Source organism: uncultured Tateyamaria sp. (assembly GCF_947503045.1).
Classification (GTDB): domain Bacteria; phylum Pseudomonadota; class Alphaproteobacteria; order Rhodobacterales; family Rhodobacteraceae; genus Tateyamaria.
This window is the reverse complement of sequence record NZ_CANNCF010000002.1, coordinates 157671-182797: the sequence shown is the minus strand read 5'-3', so window position 1 is coordinate 182797 and position 25127 is coordinate 157671. Positions and strand designations below refer to the sequence as shown.

The 25127-nt window shown below is 62.2% G+C and carries 22 protein-coding genes and 1 tRNA gene; 10 read left to right on the top strand and 13 right to left on the bottom strand.

Annotated elements, in window-relative coordinates; all coding sequences use genetic code 11:
• From Q1A89_RS09330 to Q1A89_RS09320, 3 genes are read left to right on the top strand one after another with little or no spacing between them, the layout of a single operon-like run.
• Entirely contained in the window at nucleotides 1-897 is an 897-nt protein-coding gene (locus tag Q1A89_RS09330; protein WP_299726696.1) for a tagatose 1,6-diphosphate aldolase, read from the top strand.
• A gap of 9 nt (nucleotides 898-906) precedes the next feature.
• The gene (locus Q1A89_RS09325) at nucleotides 907-1671 is read left to right on the top strand and encodes an SDR family oxidoreductase (protein WP_299726693.1); all 765 of its coding nucleotides are present in this window, start codon (nucleotides 907-909) and stop codon (nucleotides 1669-1671) included.
• Nucleotides 1668-3089, top strand: coding sequence for a hypothetical protein (locus tag Q1A89_RS09320; protein ID WP_299726690.1), 1422 nt, complete (start codon nucleotides 1668-1670; stop codon nucleotides 3087-3089). The genes Q1A89_RS09325 and Q1A89_RS09320 overlap by 4 nt, the downstream gene beginning before the upstream one ends.
• Here the strand turns inward: Q1A89_RS09320 and Q1A89_RS09315 are convergent.
• From Q1A89_RS09315 to Q1A89_RS09295, 5 genes are all read right to left on the bottom strand, one after another.
• Entirely contained in the window at nucleotides 3082-4164 is a 1083-nt protein-coding gene (locus Q1A89_RS09315; RefSeq protein WP_299726686.1) for a nucleoside hydrolase, read from the bottom strand. The genes Q1A89_RS09320 and Q1A89_RS09315 overlap by 8 nt on opposite strands.
• A gap of 1 nt (nucleotide 4165) precedes the next feature.
• On the bottom strand, nucleotides 4166-4924 hold the full coding sequence (locus Q1A89_RS09310) for a GntR family transcriptional regulator (RefSeq protein WP_299726684.1): 759 nt from the start codon (nucleotides 4922-4924) through the stop codon (nucleotides 4166-4168).
• An 87-nt stretch (nucleotides 4925-5011) separates the two neighbouring features.
• Nucleotides 5012-6685, bottom strand: coding sequence for an AMP-binding protein (locus tag Q1A89_RS09305; RefSeq protein ID WP_299726681.1), 1674 nt, complete (start codon nucleotides 6683-6685; stop codon nucleotides 5012-5014).
• Complete coding sequence (locus Q1A89_RS09300; protein WP_299726679.1) at nucleotides 6682-7062, bottom strand: hypothetical protein; 381 nt, start codon at nucleotides 7060-7062, stop codon at nucleotides 6682-6684. The genes Q1A89_RS09305 and Q1A89_RS09300 overlap by 4 nt, the downstream gene beginning before the upstream one ends.
• Complete coding sequence (locus Q1A89_RS09295) at nucleotides 7059-8237, bottom strand: thiolase family protein (protein ID WP_299726677.1); 1179 nt, start codon at nucleotides 8235-8237, stop codon at nucleotides 7059-7061. The genes Q1A89_RS09300 and Q1A89_RS09295 overlap by 4 nt, the downstream gene beginning before the upstream one ends.
• Before the next feature lie 85 nt (nucleotides 8238-8322).
• Between Q1A89_RS09295 and Q1A89_RS09290 the strand changes: the two genes are divergently transcribed.
• Entirely contained in the window at nucleotides 8323-9537 is a 1215-nt protein-coding gene (locus Q1A89_RS09290; RefSeq protein WP_299726674.1) for a hypothetical protein, read from the top strand.
• Between the two features lie 112 nt (nucleotides 9538-9649).
• Here the strand turns inward: Q1A89_RS09290 and Q1A89_RS09285 are convergent.
• The 5 genes from Q1A89_RS09285 to Q1A89_RS09265 all read right to left on the bottom strand — a co-directional run bounded on the left by Q1A89_RS09285 (nucleotide 9650) and on the right by Q1A89_RS09265 (nucleotide 13477).
• Nucleotides 9650-9724, bottom strand: a tRNA-Gln gene (locus Q1A89_RS09285).
• Between the two features lie 63 nt (nucleotides 9725-9787).
• Nucleotides 9788-11119, bottom strand: a complete 1332-nt coding sequence (locus Q1A89_RS09280) for a mechanosensitive ion channel family protein (protein WP_299726671.1) — start codon at nucleotides 11117-11119, stop codon at nucleotides 9788-9790.
• Nucleotides 11116-12108 (bottom strand): NADPH:quinone reductase, encoded by a 993-nt coding sequence (locus Q1A89_RS09275; protein WP_299726668.1) that lies wholly within the window; start codon nucleotides 12106-12108, stop codon nucleotides 11116-11118. Before Q1A89_RS09275 ends, Q1A89_RS09280 begins: the two co-directional genes overlap by 4 nt.
• A 168-nt stretch (nucleotides 12109-12276) precedes the next feature.
• Nucleotides 12277-12879, bottom strand: coding sequence for a PEP-CTERM sorting domain-containing protein (locus tag Q1A89_RS09270; protein ID WP_299726665.1), 603 nt, complete (start codon nucleotides 12877-12879; stop codon nucleotides 12277-12279).
• An 88-nt stretch (nucleotides 12880-12967) separates the two neighbouring features.
• On the bottom strand, nucleotides 12968-13477 hold the full coding sequence (locus Q1A89_RS09265; protein WP_299726662.1) for an SH3 domain-containing protein: 510 nt from the start codon (nucleotides 13475-13477) through the stop codon (nucleotides 12968-12970).
• A gap of 98 nt (nucleotides 13478-13575) precedes the next feature.
• On the opposite strand from Q1A89_RS09265, the gene Q1A89_RS09260 reads away from it, so the two are divergent.
• From Q1A89_RS09260 to Q1A89_RS09240, 5 genes are all read left to right on the top strand, one after another.
• A complete protein-coding gene (locus tag Q1A89_RS09260) occupies nucleotides 13576-14562 on the top strand; it encodes a D-glycerate dehydrogenase (RefSeq protein WP_299726659.1) in 987 nt (328 codons plus the stop codon).
• Between the two features lie 71 nt (nucleotides 14563-14633).
• Nucleotides 14634-16415, top strand: coding sequence for a gamma-glutamyltransferase (ggt, locus tag Q1A89_RS09255; RefSeq protein WP_299726657.1), 1782 nt, complete (start codon nucleotides 14634-14636; stop codon nucleotides 16413-16415).
• Nucleotides 16416-16445: 30 nt separating this feature from the next.
• Nucleotides 16446-17858: an FAD-linked oxidase C-terminal domain-containing protein gene (locus tag Q1A89_RS09250; protein WP_299726654.1), complete on the top strand. Its 1413-nt coding sequence runs from the start codon at nucleotides 16446-16448 to the stop codon at nucleotides 17856-17858.
• Nucleotides 17859-17863: 5 nt separating this feature from the next.
• Entirely contained in the window at nucleotides 17864-18511 is a 648-nt protein-coding gene (locus Q1A89_RS09245; protein WP_299726651.1) for a spondin domain-containing protein, read from the top strand.
• Between the two features lie 199 nt (nucleotides 18512-18710).
• Nucleotides 18711-21212: an FAD-dependent oxidoreductase gene (locus tag Q1A89_RS09240; RefSeq protein WP_299726647.1), complete on the top strand. Its 2502-nt coding sequence runs from the start codon at nucleotides 18711-18713 to the stop codon at nucleotides 21210-21212.
• A gap of 25 nt (nucleotides 21213-21237) precedes the next feature.
• Here Q1A89_RS09240 and Q1A89_RS09235 read toward each other — a convergent pair whose 3' ends face one another.
• The 3 genes from Q1A89_RS09235 to Q1A89_RS09225 are packed head-to-tail and all read right to left on the bottom strand — an operon-like array spanning nucleotide 21238 to nucleotide 23996.
• Nucleotides 21238-21999 (bottom strand): GH25 family lysozyme, encoded by a 762-nt coding sequence (locus Q1A89_RS09235; RefSeq protein ID WP_299726644.1) that lies wholly within the window; start codon nucleotides 21997-21999, stop codon nucleotides 21238-21240.
• A gap of 15 nt (nucleotides 22000-22014) precedes the next feature.
• Entirely contained in the window at nucleotides 22015-23073 is a 1059-nt protein-coding gene (locus tag Q1A89_RS09230) for an FAD-dependent oxidoreductase (protein WP_299726641.1), read from the bottom strand.
• Nucleotides 23070-23996: an aldo/keto reductase gene (locus Q1A89_RS09225; protein ID WP_299726638.1), complete on the bottom strand. Its 927-nt coding sequence runs from the start codon at nucleotides 23994-23996 to the stop codon at nucleotides 23070-23072. Before Q1A89_RS09225 ends, Q1A89_RS09230 begins: the two co-directional genes overlap by 4 nt.
• Nucleotides 23997-24247: 251 nt before the next feature.
• On the opposite strand from Q1A89_RS09225, the gene Q1A89_RS09220 reads away from it, so the two are divergent.
• Complete coding sequence (locus tag Q1A89_RS09220) at nucleotides 24248-24901, top strand: TIGR02453 family protein (protein ID WP_299726635.1); 654 nt, start codon at nucleotides 24248-24250, stop codon at nucleotides 24899-24901.
• Nucleotides 24902-25127 lie beyond the last annotated feature (226 nt).

Here is a 25127-nt window from a genome sequence, read left to right as displayed (position 1 = left end):
ATGGCCGACCCATTTCATGGCGTTGCAGTTGATGCAGGCAGTGGGTTGGCTGCCGCGATCAAATCCGCGCGCGGGGACAAGGAGCAGGAAGACGACCTGCTGACCTTCAAACGCGCGGTTCTGGAAACGCTCGGGCCTGACGCGTCCACCGTGCTGGTGGATGCCAATTGTGGCCCCGACCTGCTCACCAGCTACCCGGATGGCTGCACCCGCATGCTCGCCTTTGAGGCGGATGTCTACCACATCTCGGATGAGGACCGGATCACCGTCCTGCCGGACAATTTCACAGTCGCGGATTATCCCAAGATGGGCGTGCCGCTGTTGAAATTCTTCATGTATTACGCCCCCGACGACGATGCGGCGCTGAATACGCGCAAGCAGGACCTTGTGGCAGATATTGGTGCGCAATGCCGCGCGGCGGGCATCCAGTTCCTGATGGAACCGCTGGTCTATCATCCCACGACCGACCCGGGCACGGCGGAATATGCCGCACTGAAACCCGGCCTTGTGCGGCGCGCCACCGAGGTCTTTGCCGATCCGAGATTTCGGGTCGATGTCCTCAAGGTCGAAATTCCGGTCGACCTGAACTTTGTCGAAGGGTTTGGGCAAGCCGACATGACCCGCGCCGATGCGTTGCAGGCGTTTCGCGATGCGGCCGCTGCGGCAGGCCAGGTCGATCTGGTCTATCTCAGTGCCGGCGTTGCCTTTGAATGGTTTGAGGCCTCTCTCAAGATGGCGCGGGAAGCGGGGGTTCCATTCCGGGGCTTCATGTGTGGCCGCGCGATCTGGTCTGATGCCGTCGGGATATTCGGTGATGCCGGAGAAGAGGCGCTGCGCGCGTGGCTGAAGGAGACAGGGCGGCAAAGACTGCGCCAGTTGATCGCCGCATTGGATTAGGAGAACGCTATGCTTTTGAAGGACAAAATCGCAATCGTGACTGGCGGTTCCAGCGGCAATGGACGTGCGATTTCCAAAGCGTTTGTCGATCAGGGCGCAAAGGTTATCGTCGCTGATCTCACCCCCGAAGGCCGCGAGGGCGGCGAACCCACGGCGGATGAAATCAACGCCAAAACGCCGGGCATGGCCAGATTTGTCAAATGCGATGTCAGGCAGGTTGCCGAACTCGAAGCCCTTGTCGCCGCTGCCGAAGACTGGGGCGGCGTCGACATCATGGTCAACAACGCGGGTATCCTGCAAAAAGAGCCCTTTCTTGAAGCCACCGAAGACACCTTTCACCGCATGATCGACGTGAACGTTAAATCCGTGTTCTTTGGCAGTCAGATGGCGGCGCGGTCCATGGCAAAGCGCAAAAGCGGCGTGATCATCAACATGTGCTCGATTGCGGGCATGCGCGGCACGGGCGGGTTCACGCATTACAACCAGTCAAAAGGTGCTGTGCGTCTGTTGACCTATGCGCTCGCAGACGAATTGGGGCCCATGGGCATTCGCGTCAACAACGTGAATCCGGGCATCATGCGCACTATGATGAATGTCGAGGATGACCCGGTCATCGGCACCGAAACCGGCGAAGGGTACCTCGACATGATCCCGGCCCGGCGCTGGGGCGAACCCGAAGAGGTTGCGGATGCCTGCGTCTATCTTGCATCCGACCTTGCCAAATACGTCATGGGCACGTCCCTTGTCGTGGACGGAGGATATTTGCGGATATGAAAATCGGGCTGATCAAGGCATCGCTGCCAAGTTATTTCCCGGAAAAACACGGCGTCTGGGCCGCGGCCGAGGCGGCCTTGACCGAGTTGTGCGCAGCAGAAGGGGCCACTTTGGTTGTCGCAGGCACCGTCCCGATGGATGCGCGCGAGACCCGGCAGGTGCTCGACGCGTTCCAGACCGACGGAGTGGATTTTGTCCTTGTTCTGCATGGCGGTTTTTCCATGGGGGACGTAGCGCGTGCCGTTGCTGCGTCGCCGTTCCGCTGCGGGTTCTGGTCCGTGCCGGAGCCGGTGCGCACGGGCGATGTGCAGCTTAACAATTTCGTATCGCTGAACATGTCGATGTCCATTGCCCGTCAGGTGCGTGACCTGTCCAGCAATCCTGCCCAATGGTATCACGGCGCGCCCGACAGTCCGGCCTTGCGCGCCCGCCTGACCACCACGTTGCGCGCCATCCGTGCCGTCAAGGCCCTGCAGGGTGCGCGGATCGGTGTGATCGGCGGGCTTGCCATGACATTTTACAATATGGAGGTCTCGACCTCTGACCTGCGCCACCGCCTCGGGGTCGATGTGGCCCATCACGATATTCACGAACTCACCGACCGGATGGAGGCCATCGACGAGGCGCGCGCGGCAACCGAAGTTCTGGCCATGGCGCGGGCGGCAAAGGTCGATGGCGTATCGGATACGCAAATGACCCTCACCGCCCGTGCGGCGCTGGCCCTGTCAGATATGGCAAAGTACGGGGAATATGACGCATTGGCGGTCAGCGATTGGCCCGCATTGCAGGCCAATCCCGGCATGCACCCCGGCGCCGCTTTCACCTGGCTGGAAGAGACGCAAAACCTTGCCGTGGCCTCCGAAGGGGATGTGCTGGGGGCCATCACGCAACTGCTCGCCCGGGCGCTGACCGGCAAGGTCGGCTATGTGCTTGATATGACCGAACCCGATCTGGACGCCGGACAGTTGCTGATGTGGCATGGCGGCGGAGGGCCGCTTTATCTGGCGGATGCAAAGGGTGCGCGTTGGATCAACCACCCGATGATCGGACGCGGCACCGAAGAAGGGCCGATCTATGGCGCGATCAGCGATCTGGTCTTTGCCGATGGTCCGGTGAGCGTCTTCCGGGTCGCCCGCAATGCGGGGGCTTTCTTTGCGATGACGGCCACCGTCGCGGGGCGCGATCCCAGCGGGTTCACCGGCTGTCGCGGCTGGCTTGAGGATTTCACAATAGACGGTGAAGCGGCGAGCCTCGAAGATGTTGTGGCCTCGGTCATGGCGCATGGGCTGGAACATCATTTCATTCTGGTGCCGGGCACGCACAGTGATGCCCTGACCGAATTCGCCTCATGGTGCGGGATGGACATTCTGGGCCGCGTGCCGATGCGCAATCATCTTGATCGGCGCGATTTTACCTGACCGCGCGCGCCAGCTTGTCATAGAAATCGAGGAATATCTCGTCGCGCTGTACATCATGGGCCTCGCGCATCAGATGGCGCGTATCGGATTTCTCCCAAAAGAGGTCTTCGTTCAGGATCGGGGACGTGGTGAGTATGGTCGGCACCCAGTCCGGATTGATCAGCCACGCGATGTCGATAATGTCCCAGATCACCCACGTCCGGCGCGCCCGATCGTCGATTGCGAACATGTCATGCAGCGGATTGTTGGTAAAAAGGTGATGCAGGTAGTCGCCAATCGCGCCCTGACCTTTGACATGGGCTTCCATCTCGGGCCGCGAAATCTTGAGCTGCGCACCCACGTGATATCCGGGCAGGTAAATATGCGGCACGCCGCTGTCAAATATCACCCGCGACGCATGCACGTCCTGCACAAGGTTGAGCGAGGGCCGATTGCAATGCGGGGCATGGGACGGGTAGGCCGAGGTCCAGATCACGACAATACGCTCGCGTATCTCCGGCGCTTTGAGGATCGCGGCTGCGATATTCGTCACGCATCCCATTGCCGCGATGTAGAGGGGCGTATCGCCGGACATGGCGTGGTCGATGATGACATCAACCGAATCCGATTCCACGATGTCATCCGCATGTTCCATATAGCGCGTCGCACCGCGATAGACGCGACCATCAGAGGGCATTCCCAGCTTGTCATAGACCCGGCAGATCTCGGCATAGCTCAACTCCATCCCCTCGGGCGGTAGTATGAAGTTCAGGTCTGCCGCACGCTGCCCAACCTTGTGAAGCCGGTCGATCCAGCCCTGAAACCCGCCAACCAGATGCTCTTGATGGTTCTGCCCCGCCTCCATTGCCCGCTCGGCGGCCAGCAATTCGGGCTGGTGGTGGGCAAAGGAAAACGGCTCGGCCGTGACCGCCTCGACCGTCATATGTTCGGGCGACAGCAAGGCCCAGGCCAGCGCGTACTGGTCGTCAATCTCATTGGCCGTGTCAGTGTCGATCAGCAGGCGCACCGGCCCATCCGAGGGCGGCGCAAGACGCTCTTTCATCAACTCTTCGGGCAGCGGGGTGAACGACGCCATGTCAGGATCCTCGCAATGGATAGCGGGGTTTGCGCGAGGCCTGCGTCAGGCTGAAGCTGAGCGGGCCGTTGCGATAGACATCCTCGTGAAACACCATCGCCCCGTTGTCATCATATGCCGAACAAGCCTGTCGGAGCAGGGGTGTGCCTTCGTCGATCCGGAAGGTCTGCGCCATATCCGCATCCGCCAGAACCGGGCTGATATCCTCGCAAGCCGCCGACCATTCGAGGTGAAACCGGGCCTGCAAAATGCGCAGGATCGACTGTTCGGGACCGGTTTCGGGGAAATCGGCAGGGCTTGCCTCGTGCAGCAGGGCACTGGGCGCATAGGTCATCACCAGCATCGTCGGCTCGCCATCGACCATGCGCAGACGGACCACGCGGGTGATTTCGGACCCGCGCATTTCGGGCGGCAGGGTGGACGTTTCCGGCGCGCCCGGCGCAAAGCGATCAATCGAGACAAAGCGCGAGGTCGGCTCGCGTCCCGCCCGCAGCATCGCGTCGGTAAAAGAGGTCAGACAGGTATCAGAGGCGGGCGACAACGTCAGAACCGTGTACCCGCTGCCCTGCTTGCTTTCGACATATCCGTCCTGCACCAGCATATCGAGCGCCTTGCGGATCGTGACCCGGCTGACATCAAAGTGGCTGGCCAACTCGCTTTCCGTTGGCATGCGCCCTCCGACCGGGTAGCGCCCCGCCCGCAAACGATCGAGGATGACCCGATAGGCCCGTTCATATTTCGGAAGTGTTTCAACCTGCATGTTGCTGTCCTCTCAGACCACCTGACCACGCACGATGCGGGGGTGAAAACAAATTGCGACTGTCCTTACGGCAAAGCGGCGGCGCTGTCATTTCGAAGTCCCCTTTGCCAGTTCTTGTTCCGCCTCACGCAGGGCGCGGCGATTGATCTTGCCCGACGATGTCATTTCAAAGCCATCGACAAAGGTGACTTCGCGCGGGGCCTTATACCCGGCCAGCCTGTCATTTACATGTGCGCTCAGCGCCGTGGCCAAGGCCGCATCACCCGTTACACCAGCCTTGGTTTTCACAACGGCCTTTACGATTGATCCGCGATCCGCATCCGGTTTGCCGATCACCGCGACCTCGGCCACGGCGGGATGCGCCAGCAGACATTCCTCGATCTCGGCAGGGCCAATCCGGAACCCCGACGATTTGATCAGATCGTCCGAGCGCCCCTTGTACCAGAAATACCCATCCTCATCCCGCACGGCGAGGTCATGGGTGCGCAGATAGGGCCCCAGTTTCATCTCTTCGGTCTTGTCGGGATTGTTGTGATAGCCCAGAAACTTCGTCGGCGAGGTGTCACTGGTGACAATTTCGCCCGGTTCACCGTCCGGTACGTCCTGTCCGTCCCCATCGACCAGCCGCACATCATGGCCGGGATAGGCCCGGCCCATGGACCCCGGTCGCCTTGGGTAAATGGCTGCGCAGTTGCCGATCAGGTGGTTGACCTCGGTCATGCCGTAAAACTCGTTGCACACAACGCCCAGCTTGGTCTCGGCCCAGGTCAGGGTTTCAGAGGCAAGCGCCTCGCCGCCCGTGCAGATATAACGCAAGGCCAGATCGTATTCGGCATGCGGATCGGCTGTCTGGGCCAGCCTTTTGATCGCCGTGGGGGCCAGAAAGGTGTGGGTGACCTTGTGTCGGCTGATAAAGCCATAGGCATATTCGGCTGTGAACCGTTCCAGCGAAGTCGCGATCGGTTTGCCTGCCATCCATGCCGGGAACAGCATGTCCAGCAACCCACCAACCCACGCCCAATCGGACGGCGACCAGTAGACGGCGTCGTCCTCCTCCATCGCAAGGTTGAAAAACAGGTTGATCGACGGGGTGTAGGCGGCAAGGACGCGGTGCCCGTGCAGAATGCCCTTGGGCTTGCCCGTTGAGCCTGACGTATACATCAGCAAGGCCGGGTCATCCGCACCAGAATAGTCCGGCACGAACCCTTCTGCGGGATACGCGAACGCGGCGGCAAGGTCATGCTCATCTGCTGCAGGATCGCGGCACAGGACCGTTTCAAGATGCGGAAAGTCGGCACTGGCCGTTGCGCGCATCGGCGCCCAGGCCTCTGCACTTGTGATCATGACCGGCAGTTGGCAATCGTTTATCGCGTGGCGCAGCGTGTCGGGGCCATAAAGTTGCGACAGCGTCACCGCAACACCGCCAAGCTTGCAGATCGCCATATGCGCCACGGCAGTGTCGGGGTGTTGCCCGGTATGCAGGCCAATCAGACTGCCGCGCTCGTACCCTTTGCCCCGCAGCCAGGCAGCCAGACTCGTCGCGGCGCGATCCACTTCGGCAAAGCTTTGGACCGTGACGGCACCGCTCTGATCTTCGAAAATCAGGGCCGGGTTGTCGCGGGTATCGGCCCCCAGATATTTGCCCACCGTCATGTGGAAAATATTGGCATCCGGCGCCCAACGGATCGCAAAACCGTCACCCGTCTTGTGCAGGTTCAGCCCGTCGAGCAAGGCATCGGGAATGGGCAATGTGCCTGTCATGTTTGCATGTCCTGCGAAATTGGGCCCAGGACCATTTGCGGCGCATCACCGTCGGGTCGATACAGACATCCGCGGGTGTCATGGGCCTCGATGCCTTGAAGTCTGACAACGCTTTGGGTGTCCGCACCGTCGAATTTGACCAGTGCAAAGGCACCATCGACACCTTCAGTGCGCCAGACGATGTCGGCCTGACCTTTGAGTTTTTGCCACTCGCCCGCCGCCTCCCCGCAGGTGCAGGTTCGCAGCGGAGGGTAGCTCACATTCTGACAGGCGGCGCATCGGCGTGCCCATGCTGTCGCGGTCAGCAATCCGTCGATGAAGGGGGCGAAAAACCCCGGGGCCAGTACGTAATCCAGTGTCAGCCGGTGATTGATCATGCCGCCACCGCCTGCCGCAGAAGGGTTGTCGCGGCGACTGTGCAAATGCCGCCATGTGTATCGGCCAGCGCATATTGCGGCACCGCTTTGGGCTGCAGATCGGAGTGATAGCGCCCCTCAAGCAGCAAGGCACACGTGGCGGTCTGCCCGACTCCGGTTGCGCCCACCGGCGCCCCTTGCCCCATCAATCCACCGGACAGATTGACCGGACAGCGCCCGTCTGGAGCAAAGCGTCCGTTCCGCAAGTCCTGAGCCGGTTGGTCGGACAATCCGAGGGCTAAAAGCGCCTGCAACTGCGCCCCGGCATAGGCGTCATATATCTCGGCCAACCCAATCTGGTCGGGGACAATGCCGGCCTGCTGACAGGCGATCTTTATCGCCCTTGTCTTGGCCGTGAAGTGACCGGGTGAGGATCGCGCGCCCAAATGCATGTGATCTGTCGCAGCCCCTATGCCTGCAACCTGTGGCGCGCCCGCCCGACTGCGTGGCAGTGCCGATCCCTGAGAGACAATCAGGGCCGCCGCGCCATCCGAGAGAGGCGAGCAATGCAGCCGCCGGTAAGGGCTTGCGATCATGGGGCTTTCGGCGATCTCTTCGGCGCTGTCGCGACGGCCCAGATGTGCGCCGGGATTGTAGCAGGCGTTTTCGCGGTTTTGCTGTGTGACTGCGGCCAGATCGTCGTTGGTCGTACCAAATTCAGCGGCAAAGGCCTGATAGGACAGACCGTACAGCGCGGTGGGGGTCACGCCTGTCATACCGTCCGTCCATGCATCAAAGGAAAAGCCGTAAAGCGTGCGGATTGCGTCCCCCGACAGGCTTGAGGCGGATGGATCGACCCCGATGACGGCCGCATGTTTTGCTGAACCGGAAGCGACCGCATTCACCGCCGCATGCACGGCCACTTGCCCTGATGCACCCCCGCCCTCGCACCGAGTCGCGGCAACCCCGACCAGCCCAAGATCGCTCGCCAGAATTGATCCCGGATTAAGCTGCATTGAGAAAAAGTCGCTTTCCGTGGCGACGAACAGCATGTCGATATCGCCACATTCCAGATCAGACATGGCCAGTGCTGCCTCGAACGCCTCTGCGGCCCAATCGCGGAACCCGCTGCCGTCTTTTCTGCGGCCATACGGGGTCAGCGCGGCGCCGGAGACTATGACGGGGGGCAGTGACATGGCAATATATTGACTTAACTTATTTGTATATACAAGTTGAATTGACCGGCACATTTCGTACGGGAATCAGCGCTATCGGGGCTGCATGAAAGCATTTGATCCATCCCATTCTTCGGGTGCGGCCCTCGCGGTTGCGGTGATCTGCTGTTTCTTTGCCGGCGGGCTTTACGGGTGGAGCGCGCTTGCAGCACCCTTGCAGGTGACCTTTGGGATTTCGACAGCCGATACCGGCCTCGCCTTTTCGCTGGCCATTGTGAGTTTCACGCTCGCCGTCATTTTCACCCCTGTGTTTTTCGCGAACCGTGTCTCGACCCGTCACATTGCGGGATTGGCCGTGATCGGGGCCATCTGCGCCTTCATGGCCGTCCATGCGGCCAGCTTCGGGATGTTTCTGTTTTGGTTCAGCGCAGGCTTTGGCGCGATGAGCGGGGGGCTTTACAGCACAACGCTTGCCATTGGCGCTGCCTCAACGAACCGCACGGTCGCGACGCCCGTCATTGTCGCAAGCTTTGGTGCCGGAGGGGCGGTGTTCGGCCCGCTCTGGCGCATTCTGGACGCGGCCAATTGGGGGCTGCACGGGCTGTACTTTCTGGCCGCGGGACTGACCCTTTCGGGCATCTTGGGCTGGCTTATCAATCACACGATTTGCACAAGATCCGCATCATCCGGTGACATGCAGGCCCGAGCGGACGCGGAGCCATCCCAGCAACGCCGTCTCGCCCTTTTGTGGCTGATATTTGCGTTTGGGTCCTATGGCGGTCTGATGGTTCTTGGCATGGCCTCGAAAATGATCGACGCAAACGGCATCAGCATATGGCTGGCCAGCCTCACCCTGTCCGGCATTGCGATCTGCAACACGGCAGGCCGGTTGAGTGTCGCAGCACTTTGCCCACGTCTGGGTCTTGCCGTGTGCCTGTCCCTGTCGGTTGTTTTGACCACATCAGGGCTGGTTCTGATCTATGCGGGGGGCGTCGTTGCCATCCTGATCAGCCCGGGCTTGATGCTGATCGCTGGCGGCTATGGCCTCGTGGCGTCAACCATTCCGCTGCTGACCTGCGCATCGTTCACGCCAGACACCTTCCAGCGACGGTTCGGCATTGTATTTACCGCATGGGGCACGGCGGGGTTCAGCGCGCCGTGGATTGCCGGAACGCTGTTTGACATGACCGGGAGTTTTGATCTTGCTTTGCTGAGCGCCATTCTGGCCACCGGTGCGTTTGCGGTCATCGGGCGGTCGTTGGTGAGGGAGATCGAGCAAAGTATCGATGATCGGACTTCGTTGCAGCCGCCCAGAGTGTGATGCCGCCCGACAAAGGCGGTCACCGGTACAGAGAGTTTTACGTAAACTCTGCACATCTTAGACACCAACCAACAGGTTGTGATTCACATAGGGTCGCTCAGCATGAATAAAGTGGCTGGGATGGTAGGATTCGAACCTACGGTACACTGTACCAAAAACAGTTGCCTTACCACTTGGCTACATCCCAACGTGAGGGGCTAATTAGTCTGCTGCGGGCAAGCGCGCAAGCCCCTATGGGGCAAAAAACACATCATTCCTTCGCACCATCATCGCTCAGCAGATCAGGAGCCTCTGGGTCGCTGCGTTCGGCTTCGACCAGCCTGTCCAGCGCCGCCTCGGAGGTGTCCAGCACGTCATCGGGCGTACTGGTCGGCAGCATCTCGGCTTCGGGCGGTTTGCGCGTGTCGCTTTCGGTGATCGTCGCCTGCATCGTACCTGAGGCTCCCAGCATCTGGATGCGATAGGTGGTGTCGGGCACTTCGACCCCGGCGGCCTCGATGGCGGCCTTGACGAGGCGCAGCACCTCGCCCTTGGCCCGCACAAGCGAGGTTTCGCGCTGGTCGATCCATCCGGTCACCGTCAGGATCACCGCGCCGTCGCCGATCCGATCGATCCAGACCATCGGCGCAGGTTCATCCAGCACGAAGGGCTGCTCTTCCACCACCGCTTCGGACAATTGGCGCACCGAGGCCAGATCGCAATCCGACGCGACCCCGATCTGAAATTCGAACCGGCGTTCATGGTGGGTCGAAAAGTTCACGATCCGGCTTTTGAACACGGTCGCGTTGGGAATGCGGATGTGGTTGCCGTCAAAGGACAAAAGGATGGTGGCGCGGCTGGTGAGGCGGATGACCTTGCCCAGATCCCCTTCGATTTCGACAATGTCGTTGGGCCGGAAAGGCTGGCGGATCGACAGCATGATCGAGGCGATGAAATTCTCGACCGTGTCGCGCACGGCAAAACCGATGGCCAGACCGACGATCCCGGCGGCACCAAGGATGGTGCCCAAAAGGGCCGTGGCCCCTAGGATGTCGAGCGCGATCACCAGCCCGCTGACAAAGAACACCATGCGCACGACTTGCCGGTAGATATTGGCGATGAATGCATTAGGCGCGATCCGGTCCCAAGGGTAGCGCATCCGCGCCAGCAGGATCCCGGCAAAGAGCACCACAAGAAAGGCAAGCAGGGCAACGGCGACCAAAGGCAACAGTGCCACGGCTTGGGAAATACGGGTGCGGAACCGCTCGACGGCAGGGTTAAGCCGCGCCACCACATCCGTGGTCTCGGCCACCTCGTTTTCGATGGCCACAACTCCAGCCACCCGCGCCACGATGTCATTGAGCCGTGCGGCTTGGGGCCCATCAATGGTGGTGCCCCGCAGGGTCACAATGCCGGAAGAGACGGTTACGGTAACCTCTTCGTACCCGTCCAGTTCGCCTAGGATGTCGCGGATACGCACGGCGATGGCGGCGTCTTGCGTGGCGCTGTCCTCGACCTGGATCGTGCCTTGCGGCTGGTCAGCGTTCTGGGCAAGGGCCGGGCCTGCGCCCAGGCACAACAGAACAAGCAGGGCGCGGATCATCGGCTGACCTCCACCAGGATTGCGCCGGATCGGTTGCCGGTTTCGACTGCCTTATGCGCTGCCGCGCAGTCTTTGAGTGCATAGGTTTCGGCGATGGGGCAGGACAGCGCGCCTTGTTCTAGGGCAGCGTGCAGGTGCTGGATTGCCTGCATGCGTTCCTGCGGAGGCAGCAGATAGATCAGGAGGATGTCGATGGCCACCGCCTTGAACAGCATCGGCCCAAAGGCGAGGTGCGGGGTCATGTCCTTGGCCGAGCCATAGGCCGCAATGGTGCCGTTGGGCACGATCACCTCGGCATCGACGGCTGCGTTGAGGCCGAATTCGACCTCGATTATCCGCTCGATTGGGCTGCCTGCCGCGCAGTCGGTGATGGCTGCGGCCAGATCGGTCTGGGAATAGTCCAGCACCGCATCCGCCCCGGCCCGCTGTGCGGCCGCAACCCCGTCGCCGCGCGCCGTCGCGATGACCCGCGCACCGCCCCACTTGGCCAGTTGCACGGCCAGGAGGCCGACCGTGCCTGCGCCGCCTTGCACCAGCACGGTCTTGCCAGCCACATCGCCGCCGCCGAACACGGCGTGGGCTGCCGTGAGGCCGGGAATGCCCAGCACGGCACCCGTTTCCAGCGAGACGGCATCGGGCAGGGCCACGGCCTGATCGGCGGGCAAACAGATATGCGTCGCCGCGGTGCCAAAGGGGCGCTGCCACTGGCCGTTCCAGATCCAGACCCGCGTGCCGATGCGATCCTCAGGCACGCCTTCCCCTACCGCTTCGATCACGCCCGACCCGTCGCTGTGCGGGATGATTTGCGGAAAGGCTGGTTTGGTCACACCGGGGCGTGTGCCCGAGCGGGCCTTGACATCAGATGGATTGACCCCGGAAAAGGCCAGCCGCACCAGCACGTCGCCGGGATCGGGTGTCGGCGTGGGCATCTCGGCCAGGGTCAGCACATCCTCGGCGGGTCCGAAGGCTGAGTAGGAAATGGCGTGCATGATTGTGGTCCGACTTTGGTGCGAATGTCCGGGCAGGATAGGCACACGGGCGGGAATGGCCAGCCCCGAGATGCACGTCGGGTTCAGATGGTCCTGGGGCCCGGGGATATGCAAAGAACAGGGGCAATGACCCCTGTTCTCCAGTTCGATGAAAGCGTTTGAGGGGGCTTAGCCCTTGCGGTGATTCATCCAGCCCATGAGGCCGAGGCCGGCCAGCAACAGGGGCAGGGAGGCAGGCAGCGGTACGGCTGGAATGGACGGCGCAACTTCGGCAAAGACGAAAGACCCGGTCCGCGTCTCTTCCTCTGCGTTGCCGGTAATGGCGTCAAAGCCGATGGCGATTTGATTGGGCACACGACTGCAGGCCCCGGTATTTTCGCCCTGCAGGCAGAAATAGTTGCCATGATCGCCACCGCTGAACAGCGCGGCCGTGTTCCCCGCGAAGTCAAAGATCAACTGCGTCGCACTTGCGGTAACGCCGGTGGCAGTGCCCGATCCGAAGGTTTCTAAAAAGGAAATGCCCGCAGAGGCCGTTGTCGTGCCGATCACGTCCGGCGTACCGCGCCACAGGTTCGGGGCGGTCAAAGTAAGCTCCCACGCGACGAAGTCGCCTGCCGCAAGCACACCCAGAGTGCCGTTGGTTTCAAAGAACCCCGTGACCGATCCGTTGCCGATGTTGAGATCAATGTCATAGGTGATTGCGGCTGCGGGATTGGCAACAAAAGCAAAGGCGGCAAGGGCAAAAGCGGTGAGTTTTGAATGAAACGTCATGTCGTGCGGTCCTGATTATGTGGGCGATTTTTGAGAAGGTGACGTAATTTGTTTGGGTACAGAATGTGTCGGATCTAGCAAGGCCGAGTCAGTCGCGCAATTCGTCCATTGAAACACCCCACAATCGCGCCTTGGGGGCCCAGCCCTTGTAGCCAGCGGCGGTGACGCGGCACCATTCGGGGTCGCATTTGCCGAGCCGTGCAATCACGCCTGCCTCCAGGGCAGCGGCCACGGGGGCTTCGGCATCGGGGCGGGTGCGGATGGTCAGCATGTCCTGTTCGATCAGCACAGTGCGGGTGCCGGACAGCAGCGAGTAATGAACCCAGCCGCCCAGCCCGTCGCGGTCCTCGACCCGGCGCCAGTGGCCGTGTTCGGCGGTGACTTGCAGCGGCATGTCACGGCGGGTGTAGACCCAGTCGATCCGGTGCGACAGGGAGGGACCGCGCCGCACGTTGCCCTCGGCGGCCTTGAGCGACACGTAGCGGGGCAGGGGCAGGTTGGTCACAGGCCCCACGTCCTTGGCCAGCGCAGGCGCCGCCAGCAGCACAGCACAGATGGCCGCACAAAGGACGGCCTTGATTGGAGAAGTTTCGCGCATCTCTCGCCTCTTGAAATGGCCGAGGTTCTTGTGCCTCGTGCTCACTTCCGCCACCATGGTCTGAAATGGCGCAAACGCCAAGGCCGGGGAGGGCATCAATGCCAAAGGATCGTCTGAGTGTTGTCGTTACGCGACGGTTGCCCGCAGAGGTGGAAACCCGGCTGAGCGAACTCTTTGATGTGACCCTGCGCGACAGTGACGACGCGATGAGTCGGGCCGAGATTGTCGAGGCGATGAAGTCCGCGGATGTGCTGGTGCCCACGATCACCGACACAGTGGATGCGGCGATGATCGGGCAGGCCGGGGACCGCCTGAAACTGATCGCAAATTACGGGGCGGGGGTGGACAATATCGATGTCTCGACGGCCCGCCAGCGTGGCATTCTTGTGTCCAACACGCCCGGGGTTCTGACCGAAGACACGGCCGACATGACGATGGGTCTGATCCTGGCCGTGACCCGGCGGATGCCCGAGGGGCTGGCCGCGATGCAGGCAGGCAACTGGAACGGCTGGTCGCCGACCGCTTTTCTGGGCGGGCGCATTGCCGGGCGGCGTCTGGGCATTCTGGGCATGGGCCGGATCGGGCGGGCCGTGGCGAAGCGTGCCGCTGCGTTCGGCATGCAGGTCCATTATCACAACCGTCGCCGCCTGCGCGCGGAGGTCGAAGAGGATCTTGAGGCCACGTGGTGGGAGAGCCTTGATCAGATGGTGGCGCGCATGGACGTGATCAGCATCAACTGCCCGCATACCCCGTCGACCTTTCATCTGATGAACGCGCGTCGCCTCAAATTGATGAAGCCGGACGCGGTGATCGTGAACACCTCGCGCGGCGAAGTGATCGACGAAAATGCCCTGACCCGCATGTTGCGCACGGGCGAAATCGCCGGGGCGGGCTTGGATGTTTACGAGGGCGGCACGCAGGTGAACCCGCGCCTGCGCGAGTTGCAGAACGTGGTTCTGCTGCCCCATATGGGCTCGGCCACGCGCGAAAGTCGCGTTGAGATGGGCGAGAAAGTTATCATCAATATCAAGACCTTCGACGATGGGCATCGCCCCCCTGATCAAGTGGTCCCGTCGATGCTGTAGCCAGCCGGAACACGACACGTTTTCCGGCCAAGAGTTTTGCTCAAAACTCTTGTTCACCAAAGGAGAAACTGATGCGCTTTTGTCTGACTGTTGCCTTTTCGATCATCGCCGGTGCGGCCCTTGCCCAGCAAGCAGCCGATACGGTGCAGCCTGAAACCGGGACCGCCGGGACAGGTGTCGCCACCTCCGAACGTGCCGCCGCCGCACTTGCCGCCAAGGACGCCGGATCACCTGTCACCGCGCAGACCTACATGGTCGCTGCCGCCAATCCGCTGGCCGTGCAGGCCGGGGTCGATGTGCTGGCCGAAGGCGGTACCGCTGCCGATGCGCTGGTGGCTGTGCAGACCGTTCTGGGCCTCGTCGAGCCGCAATCCTCAGGGCTGGGCGGTGGCGCGTTCCTTGTCTGGTATGACGCAGCCTCGGACACCCTGACCACGCTGGATGGCCGCGAAACCGCGCCGCTGGCTGTCACGCCGACCCTGTTCCAGAACGAGGACGGCACGACGATGGGGTTCTTTGATGCGGTTGTCGGCGGCCGCTCTGTCGGCACGCCGGGCACACCTGCCTTGCTGGCCGAGGTTCACGCGCGCTGGGGCAACCAGCCGTGGGAGGGTCTGTTTGATGCGGCCATCGATCTGGCCACGGGCGGGTTCGAGGTTTCACCGCGGATGGCTGGATCGATCGAGCGGGACGCGGAACGCCTTGCGGTGTTCCCGGCCACGGCGGCATATTTCCTCCCCGATGGCGCGCCTCTGGCAGCGGGAAGCACGCTCAAGAATACGGCCTATGCCACCACGCTGCGTGCGCTTGCGACAAGCGGGGTGGATGCGTTCTATACCGGTCAGATCGCCAAGGATATCGTGGCGACGGTGCAGCAATTCTCTGCCAATCCGGGAGTGCTGTCTGAGCTTGATCTTGCCGTTTATCAGGTCAAGGAACGCCCGCCCGTCTGTGCGACCTATCGCGCGCATGACATTTGCGGCATGGGTCCGCCCTCTTCGGGTGCGCTGAGCATCGGGCAGATTCTGGGGATGCTGGATGGCTATGATCTGGCCGCATTGGGGGCCGAAAACCCTGAAAGCTGGCGACTGATCGGTGATGCCTCGCGCCTCGCCTTTGCGGATCGGGGCCGCTACATGGCTGACAGTGATTATGTGCCGATGCCTACGGCGGGTCTGGTTGATCCGGCCTATCTGGCCGAGCGGGCGACCCTGTTGGGCGGCGAAGCGGCGCTGAGCGAAGTCGCTCCGGGCAATCCGGCCTTTGATCACGCGCTGAACTGGGCCGATGATCAAAGCATCGAGTTTCCCTCGACCTCGCATATCTCGATTGTCGACAGTTTCGGCAATGTCGCCTCGATGACGACGACCATCGAAAACGGGTTTGGATCGCGGCTGATGGTGCACGGCTTTCTGCTCAACAACGAGTTGACGGATTTCAGCTTTGCCACCCATTCGGACGGGGTGCCGATTGCCAACGCCATCGCGCCGGGCAAGCGTCCACGCTCGTCCATGGCGCCGACCATCGTGATGAAGGACGGCGCACCGGTGCTTGCCATCGGGAGCCCCGGAGGCAGCCGGATCATCGGCTACACGGCCAAGGCGATCATCGCCTGGCTCGACTGGGGCATGGATGTGCAACAGGCGGTCAACCTGCCCCATGCGGTGAACCGGTTCGGCTCTTATGATGTCGAAGAGGGCACGGCAGCCGCCGATCTTGCCCCGGCTCTTGAGGCGATGGGCTATGAGGTCAATGTGCGCGGTCTGAATTCGGGCTTGCATGCCATTGCCATTGGCGATGTGTTGCAGGGCGGGGCGGATCCGCGTCGCGAAGGGATCGCGCTGGGCGACTAGGCCCGGACGTCAGGGAAAGGAGCCAGCACCATGGCACAGGCTATTGATTTGCCACGCAATGAGGATGGGATCGCCAGCGCGCTGGGTATTCTCAAGCAGCAGTTTGGCGACCGGTTCCACACTGGACAGGCCATCCGGGATCAGCATGCCCACACCACGACGTGGCTGACCCCGCAGCCTCCGGATGCGGTGGTCTTTCCCACTTCGACGCAAGAGGTGTCCGACATCGTCAAGGTCTGCGCGACCCACCGCGTGCCGGTCATTCCCTATGGCACGGGCACCTCGCTTGAGGGCCATGTGAATGCGCCTGCCGGGGGTGTCTGCGTTGACATGACTAGCATGGACCAGATTCTTGCGGTCAATGCAGAAGACCTTGATTGCGTGGTGCAACCGGGTGTGACGCGCGAGCAGCTCAACACCTATCTGCGGGACAGAGGGCTGTTCTTTCCCATCGATCCCGGCGCCAACGCGTCGCTTGGCGGCATGGCCTCGACCCGGGCGTCGGGCACCAATGCGGTGCGCTATGGCACGATGAAGGACAATGTGCTGGCCCTTGAAGCGGTGATGGCCGATGGCCGCGTGATCCGCACGGCGCAGCGCGCGAAAAAGTCCTCGGCGGGGTATGATCTGACCCGTCTTCTGGTCGGTTCGGAAGGGACGCTGGGCCTGATCACTGAAATCACCCTGAAACTGCATGGCATCCCCGAAGCGATCCAGGCGGCGCGCATGTCCTTTCCGTCGATTGATGCGGCCTGTCAGGCGGTGATGACCACGATTCAATATGGCATCCCCGTCGCCCGGATCGAGCTGATGGACGAATTGAATATTCGGGCGGCCAACGCCTATGCCGGTCTTGATCTGCCCGAAACGCCGCTGCTGCTGCTTGAATTTCATGGCTCGGACAGTGCTGTGGTGGAACAGGCCGAAATGTTCGGCTCCATCGCCGAGGATGTGGGCGGGTTCGATTTCGAGGCCACCGGATCAACCGAGGAACGCAACAAGCTGTGGCAGGCCCGTCATGACCTGTATTGGGCGACAATGCTGCTGCGCCCGGGCGCGCAAGGCGTGGCGACGGATGTCTGTGTGCCGATTTCGCGGCTGGCAGAGGCCGTGACCAGCGCGCAGGCCAAGGCCGCGGAGTTGAACCTGTTGTCCCCGATTGTGGGCCATGTGGGGGATGGGAATTTTCACTCGCTTGTCCTGCTGGATATGGAGGATGCCGACGAGGTCGCCCGCACCGAAGAGTTCACCGCCTACCTAGCCGAAGAGGCGATCCGCATGGATGGCACCTGTACGGGCGAACACGGGATCGGGCAGGGCAAGATCAAATATCTGGTCAAGGAACTGGGGGCGGCGGTCGAGTTCATGACGGCCATCAAGGGCGCGTTTGATCCGCTTAACATCATGAATCCGGGCAAGATTTTTGGCCCGCATCAGGGCTGACACAGGTGCTGCGCGCCCAGTTGATATGCGCGGCCTGCCTATGGGCGCATGCGGCGTTTGCGGAAAGTGATGGGGCGACGTACCGCGTCGAGGTCTCTTTTGACTGGTCCGGGCAAGCGGGTGCGGGCGGCCATCCGTCGGATGCGCACTGGTCGCGCCTGATCGCGGTGGCCCACAGTGCCCGCTATGCGCTGTTTGCCGATGGGCAGACCGCCTCAACCGGCCTTGCGCTGGTGGCGACCAACGGTCGGGTGTCGGTGCTTGAGGCGGAACTGGCCGAAACCCGGCGCCGTGGCCGCGCCGGTGTTCCTGTTGTGGTGCCGGGTCTTGAGACCGGAGTGGGGACGTTTGTGCTGGACCTCGCGCTTGATCCAAAGCTCTCGCAGGTGTCCTTTGCCACGATGCTGGCCCCCAGCCCGGACTGGTTTTCCGGGGCGAGCGGGGTGGCGTTGCTGGTCGATGGCGCCTGGGTTGAACGGCTCGACGTGCCGTTGTGGGTCTGGGACGCGGGCGCGGATCATGGGCCGGATTTTGAAGGGCCCAACATGGATACGCAGCCGCGCCAGTCGGTGCGGTTGCTGGTGCATCCGGCCTTCCTGACGGCGCGTGGCATGACCCCGATTGGCACGGCGACGTTTACGCGCCTGCCTTGATCTTGCGGACGCGCTGACGCGCGACGCCATTTTTTTGGGGGGCTAGCCCCCGTCCTTGCGGACTCCCCCAGGATTTTCTCAAATCAGAGAAGGGAGATGCGCGGCAGGCGTCGTTTTTTTGCTGCGAGCGGTCGGCTTGCTGGCGCGCGACAAGTGAGGGTTTCCTAGAAGATAACAGTCTGCTTGAGGGAGTCGGGACATGAAAACGCAAATCAAAGCATTGGTTGTCGGGGGCGGGGCCGTGGGCACGTCGATTGCCTATCATCTGGCGCGTGCGGGCTGGGATGACGTGATGTTGCTGGAGCGGGACGAGCTGACGAGCGGCAGCACCTGGCATGCGGCGGGTCTGCTGCCCTATTTCAACATGTCCTACGCCACCACCCACATCCACGACTATTCGATCAAATTTTACAAGACCCTTGAGGAAGAGACGGGCCTGAACGCTGGCTTTGCCGTGGTGGGCAACCTGCGCATGGCGCAGACGCAGGAGCGCATGGACGAATATATGCTTTATGCCTCGACCGCCGAGACCTGCGGTGTGCCTTACGAATTCCTGACGCCCGCGCAGATCAAGGAGAAGTGGCCGCTGATCCGCACCGAGGATCTGAAAGGCGCGCTGTATCACCAGACCGATGGCTACATTAACCCTGCTGACGTCACCATGGCGATGGCCAAGGGCGCGCGTCAGCGCGGCGTGATGATCGAGCGCAAGTGGCAGGCGGATGCGTTTCACTGGAACGGGGAGGCCTGGGAAGTGACGGCCACCAAGATGGTGGAAAAGGGTGGCAATCTTGTGCCGTCCGACGAGCAGATCGTGATCACCGCCGAGCATGTCGTCACCGCCTCGGGCAACCACGCCCAACGTACCGCCAGGATGCTGGGCATCAAGATGCCTGCCATCCCGGTCGAGCACCAGTTTATCGTTATGGAACAAGACCCTGAGCTGGTGAAGTTCCGCGCCGATGGGAATGGCGAACACCCCGTGATCCGCGATGCGGATGCGCAATCCTATGTGCGCGAGGAACGGGGTGGCTGGATCCTTGGGGTCTATGAAAAGAATGCTCCGGCCTGTTTTGAATACGGGGTGCCTGACAGTTTCCGGGCCGATCTGTTCCAGCTGGATCTGGAGCGGATTGAAGAGCAGTACATGGCGATGATCCACCGGGTCCCTTCCTGCGAAAACAGCGGGTTGAAGGACGATTTCAACGGGCCGATCTGCTATACGCCGGATGGCAACCCGCTGGTGGGGCCTGCGCCGGGTCTGCGCAATATGTGGCTGGCCGAGGGGTTCAGCTTTGGCATCACGGCGGCCGGTGGCACGGGATATTACCTTGCGCAGATGATGGTGGAGGGGGAGGCCGAGATCGACATGGCCTCGCTCGACCCCAAGCGCTATGGCAACTGGATGACAACCGAGTTCGCGGCGCGCAAGAACGAGGAATGTTACGACCACGTCTACATCCTGCACCACCCCGATGAGGAGCGCCCGGCCTGTCGGCCGCTGCGCACGTCGCCCGCCTATGATCGCCAAGCCACCAAGGGCGCGCAGTTCGGGTTTGTGAACGGATGGGAGCGACCCAACTACTACGGCCCACTCGATGCGCCGGAGAATTTTGATCATGATTCCAGAAGCTTCCGCCGTGGTGCATGGTGGCAATATGCCCATGATGAAGCCAAGGCGATCCGCGAAGGTGTGGGCCTGATCGATGCGACGGCCTTTACCAAGCACCGGATTTCGGGGCCCGGCGCGACCGCCTTTCTGGACTGGTTCACCACCAACAAGCTGCCCAAAGTGGGCCGCATCAACTTGACCTATGCGCTGACCGCCGCCGGTACGACGCGCACGGAATACACCATCGTGCGACTGGCCGAGAACGACTATTACCTCGTCTCTGCGGGCGCGTGGACGGCCTATGATCAGGATTACCTTTACAAGGCGATCGAGGATATGGAGCCGACATTCGGCCGTATCAACGAGGCGGAAGAGACCACGCAATGGGGTGTGTTCGCCCTGGCCGGGCCGAAATCGCGCGATGTGATGGCCGCGCTGATCAAGGATGCGGACCCTGAGAGTGCCTTGTCCAACAAACGCTTTCCCTGGCTCTCCATGCGCAATATCGAGCTGGGCATGTGCCCTGTGCGTGCCATTCGCGTGGCCTATACCGGGGAGCTGGGTTGGGAGCTGCACCACCCCATCGAGATGCAGAATTATCTGTGGGATCAATTGCTTGCTGCTGGCGAGCCGCACGGGCTGAAGCTGGTTGGCGCGCGTGCGCAGAACTGGTTGCGGCAGGAGAAATCCTATCGCGCCTTCGGGACCGAGTTGGGGCGCGATGCGACGCCTTTGGAGGCCGATTTGCCGCGCTTTGTGGACCTCTCCAAGGACTTCCATGGAAAGGCCCCGATGGAGGCGATTGGTGTACGCTCAAAATGCGTGACGCTGCTGATCGACGGGCCGGAGGATGCTGATCCCTGGGGGCGCGAGGCGCTCTATCATGGGGATACGCGCGTGGGGCGTTTGACGTCGGGCGGGTACTCCGTCGCCTTTGGGAAGTCGATTGGCATGGGGTATGTCCGCCCCGAATTGGCGGTGCCGGGCACGAAGGTGCAGGTCAGGATGCTTGACCAGCTGTGGGATGCCGAGATCGTGCAGGACAGCCCTTATGATCCCAAGAACGAACGCATCCGCATTGATGGATGAAGCGGCGGCGGGGTGGAACGCCGCCCTACCGGATGCTGCGCCGGTCGAGCCAGCTGTCCCAGGCCTCGCGTGAGCCGTTGAAGGCGTTGATGTCGATTGCGCCGGGCGTGTTGGGCAGGGTGCCGGTGGAGGTGTATTGCCAGAAGCGCCAGCGTTGGCCGGGGAAGGCTTCGGCCGGGGTTTTGGCCGTGGTTCGCAGCCAGAAATCTATTCCTCTGAAAGCACTTAGCCCGTTTTCGGCATAAAAGCGCGGGGTGGTGTAGATGATCGGTTTCTGCCCGAAATGGGCGGTGACGATGTCCATCCAGCGTTGCATTTCATTGCGCACGGTGGCCCCGTCCGGGCGGCGCTGGCAGGTGGGGGAAAACGGGTTCCATTCCATGTCGAGGACCGGGGGCAGCGTGCCCTTGGTGCGCGGAACAGTGTCGATAAAGAACTGTGCCTGTACCTCGGGCGAGGTGCAGAAATAGTAGAAGTGATAGGCGCCACGCCTGATCCCGGCGCGCGCGGCCCCGCGCCAGTGATCGTCGAATTTGATGTCCTTGAGGTCGCCGCCTTCGGTCGCTTTGAGGAAGACGAATTCGATGCCCACGGCCTTGGCCCGCGCCCAATCGACCGAGGTTTGAAAGCGGGCGGCGTCCATACCGCGCACGGGGTACGTGCTGGGCTGGCGTCCGTTGAAGCGGACCGGATCGCTGTCGCCGATGACCATCGGTCCGTTGAACGGGGCCGGGCCCGGGGCGCAGGCGGCGAGGAGCAGGATCAGCAGGGCGGCAAGGGTTCGCATCAGCAAGGGGACCTTTCAAGAAAAGCGGGCGGGGGAGAGCGCGTTGATGGTGGCGGTGTCGACCTGCGGGCTGTGTCCGAGGGTGATGTCGGCAAGCAGCTGGCTGGCCGCGGGGGCGGTCTGAAAGCCATAGCCGCCCTGTCCGGCACACCAGATAAATGACGCGTTTTCAGGGTCTTGCCCCAGAACCAGCGTGCGGTCGGGGGCGAAACTGCGCAAGCCTGCCCATGAGGATTCGACCCGCGTGACCGGCTCGGTGACGTGCTGTCCATAACGGTCGAGCCCTTGGGCCAGCACCATGTCATCGGCCCATGCGTCATGCGGTTCGACGGTGTCCGCGTCCGCCGGAGAGACCAGCAGCGCGCCTGCGTCGGGCTTGGCATACCACGCCTCATTGACGCCGAAGAAGATCGGCCAGCGTGACACATCCCGCCCGCCCGGCGCAGGGATGCGCGCCATGGAGCGGCGGTGTGGGCTGATCCCGACGGGTGTGATCCCGGCCATGACCGCGATCTGATCGGCCCATGCCCCGGCCGCATTGACGAGCCGTGGGGCGGTTAACGTCTCGTTACCGCAACGCACGGTCCAGACGTCGTCGAAACTGAGCGCCGTGACCGCGTGCCCGGTCAGAACCTGCCCGCCATTTGCGCGCACCGTCCTTGCGAAGTCCTGAATCATGCGGTCGGTGTCGATGTCGAACGCGTCCGCGTGATAGGCGGCGCGGGTGATGGTGTCGTTCAGGACGGGGACGTGGGTGCGGGCCTCTTGCACTGAAATTTCAGGGCATTTCATGGTGTTGGCATCCGCCTCGAAGGCCGCGTCTTCGCCTGCCCGTCCCACCAGAAGAAAGCCGCGTGGGGACAGATAGGGCTGGTGAAAGGACGCACTTGCACGGTTGAGCGTGATGACCGATGGCAGGCCGTAGTTTTCCTCGAACAGCGCGGCGGAGCGACCCGAGGCGTGGTATCCGAGCGCGCTTTCGCCCTCGACCAGCGTGACCTTGGCATGGGCGGACAATCGTGCGGCGGCGGAGACACCGGCGATGCCACCTCCGATCACGATGATGTCGCTCATGCCTCTTCGATCCGGTCCGTGGCCGGGGGCGGGGTCTGGCTGAGCGCGGTGATCTGGTCATAGAGTTCGCCCGTCATGTCGATGTCGAGCGCGGCCAGCGAGGGCGCGAGTTGTTCGACCGAGCGCGCCGAGATGATGGGGCGGGGGCGGGCCGGATGGGCCATGGCCCAGGCCACGGCGAGCGAGGCCGGGTGCACGCCCATATCACCCGCAAGAGCGGCCAGATCAGCCGCCGTCTGATGCATCCAGTCGACATTGTAGCGCGTCGCATACATCGCATTCTCGGTCAGGCGTCCGGTTTCTCCGCGTGCGTATTTCCCGGTCAACAGTCCCCCACCCAATGGGGAATAGGGCACGATTTCAATCCCTTGATCCACGCACATGGGAAAGATTTCGACCTCGGCCTGGCGTTTGACGAGGCTGTGCATGGGCTGCACCATCTCGATTTTCACATCGAATTGCGCGGCCACAGTTTGCGCTTTCATCACCTGCCACGCGGCAAAGTTCGACACCGCGATGTGGCCGATCTTGCCTGCATGTTTCAACGTGGCCAGCGCGTCGAAGGTTTCCTGCAGTGGCGTGTCGTCGTCAAAGCGGTGCAGGTAGAGGATGTCGACCGTATCGAGCTGCAGGCGCTGTTGCGAGGTGGCAAAGCCGGTCAGGATGTTGTCGCGGCTCGACCCGCCGTCATAGGCCGCCTTGGTCGCGATGATCAGGCTGTCACGCTCGGCCCCGATCATCTCGCCCAAAAGGGTTTCGGAGGCGCCGCCATTGTAGACGAAAGCCGTGTCGAAATGGGTGATCCCGGCGGCGCGGGCGGCGTCGAACATCGCGCGGCTTTGCCCGGCATCGGCATTGCCGCCGAATTGCATGGTGCCAAAGGTCAGGGGTGAAAGCGGGGTGCCGTTGGGGGATGTAATCATGCGAAATTGGTGCCACGGGGGCTGCGTGCGCGCAACGGTTAATGGCGCGCCTCGGGCGAATCGTGCCGAGGCCCTGTTAACCATGGGGTTTGGGCCATGCACTGGACGTGCACCACCTGTGCACACCCTGTGCACCGCGCGATGCACCGGGGCCGGGTTAACGGACCGTGCGCGCGGGTTTATGAACAAAGTGTAAACGGCCCCTGAGCGGTGTGATATGCTGGTTCCGATATTACGGAAAGGGTGACGTTATGGCGGATGGATTTGAGCAGATGGTGGACGCGGCGCTGGCCTTTTTCCCCAAGCTGGCGGCGAACAATTCCAAAGAGTGGTTTGATCCGCACAAGACCCATTACAAGGAGGCGATTGCCGCGCCTGCCGGTTTCTTTGCCGATCTGATGGCCGAGGACCTTGCCCGCCTGACCGGCAAGCCGCACAGCCCGAAGGTGTTTCGCATTTACCGCGATGTGCGCTTTTCCAAGGACAAGACGCCGCTCAACACCCATCTGCATGTGATGTGGGGTCCGGCGGACAAGGACGCGCTGGCGCCGTCCTGGTTCTGGGGGCTGAGCCCGGATTATTTCATCCTCGGGATGGGGGTGATGGGCTTGCAGGGCGAAAGCCTGACCCGCTACCGTGGCTTTGTGGATTCCTGGGGCGACGGGGTGCAGGAGGCGCTGGATGGTGCGGCGGCGTCCGTGGGGGCCACAATGAGCGATTGGGGGCCTGATCCGTTGAAGAAGGTGCCCAAGCCCTATGCCGCCGATCATCCCCATGCCGCGTTGCTGAAGCGCAAGGCGCTGGCGGTGAGTGCGCCGATGCCCGGTGACTGGCGGGAGGCGGGGGGTCCTCAAGGCGTCAGTGGCGACGGCGAAAGGGTTGCTGCCCGTGTGGGAGATGTTTGACCGGCATTTGTGAGGGTGGTTCTGAGCGCCCGGATCGGAATCAAGCCGAAGGCGCCGATCAATCGCCAGCCCGCCCGGACGGGCCGGCGATTTGGTTGATCCTGGTGCGACAGGTCAGCGGAGAGATATCCTTGAACCATAAAGCGCCCGGGAAGGGGCGTTGCACCGCCATCCCGCGGACTGGCAATGGATCGGCTAGGGAAAGTAACCGGAACCCTGTTTGCTC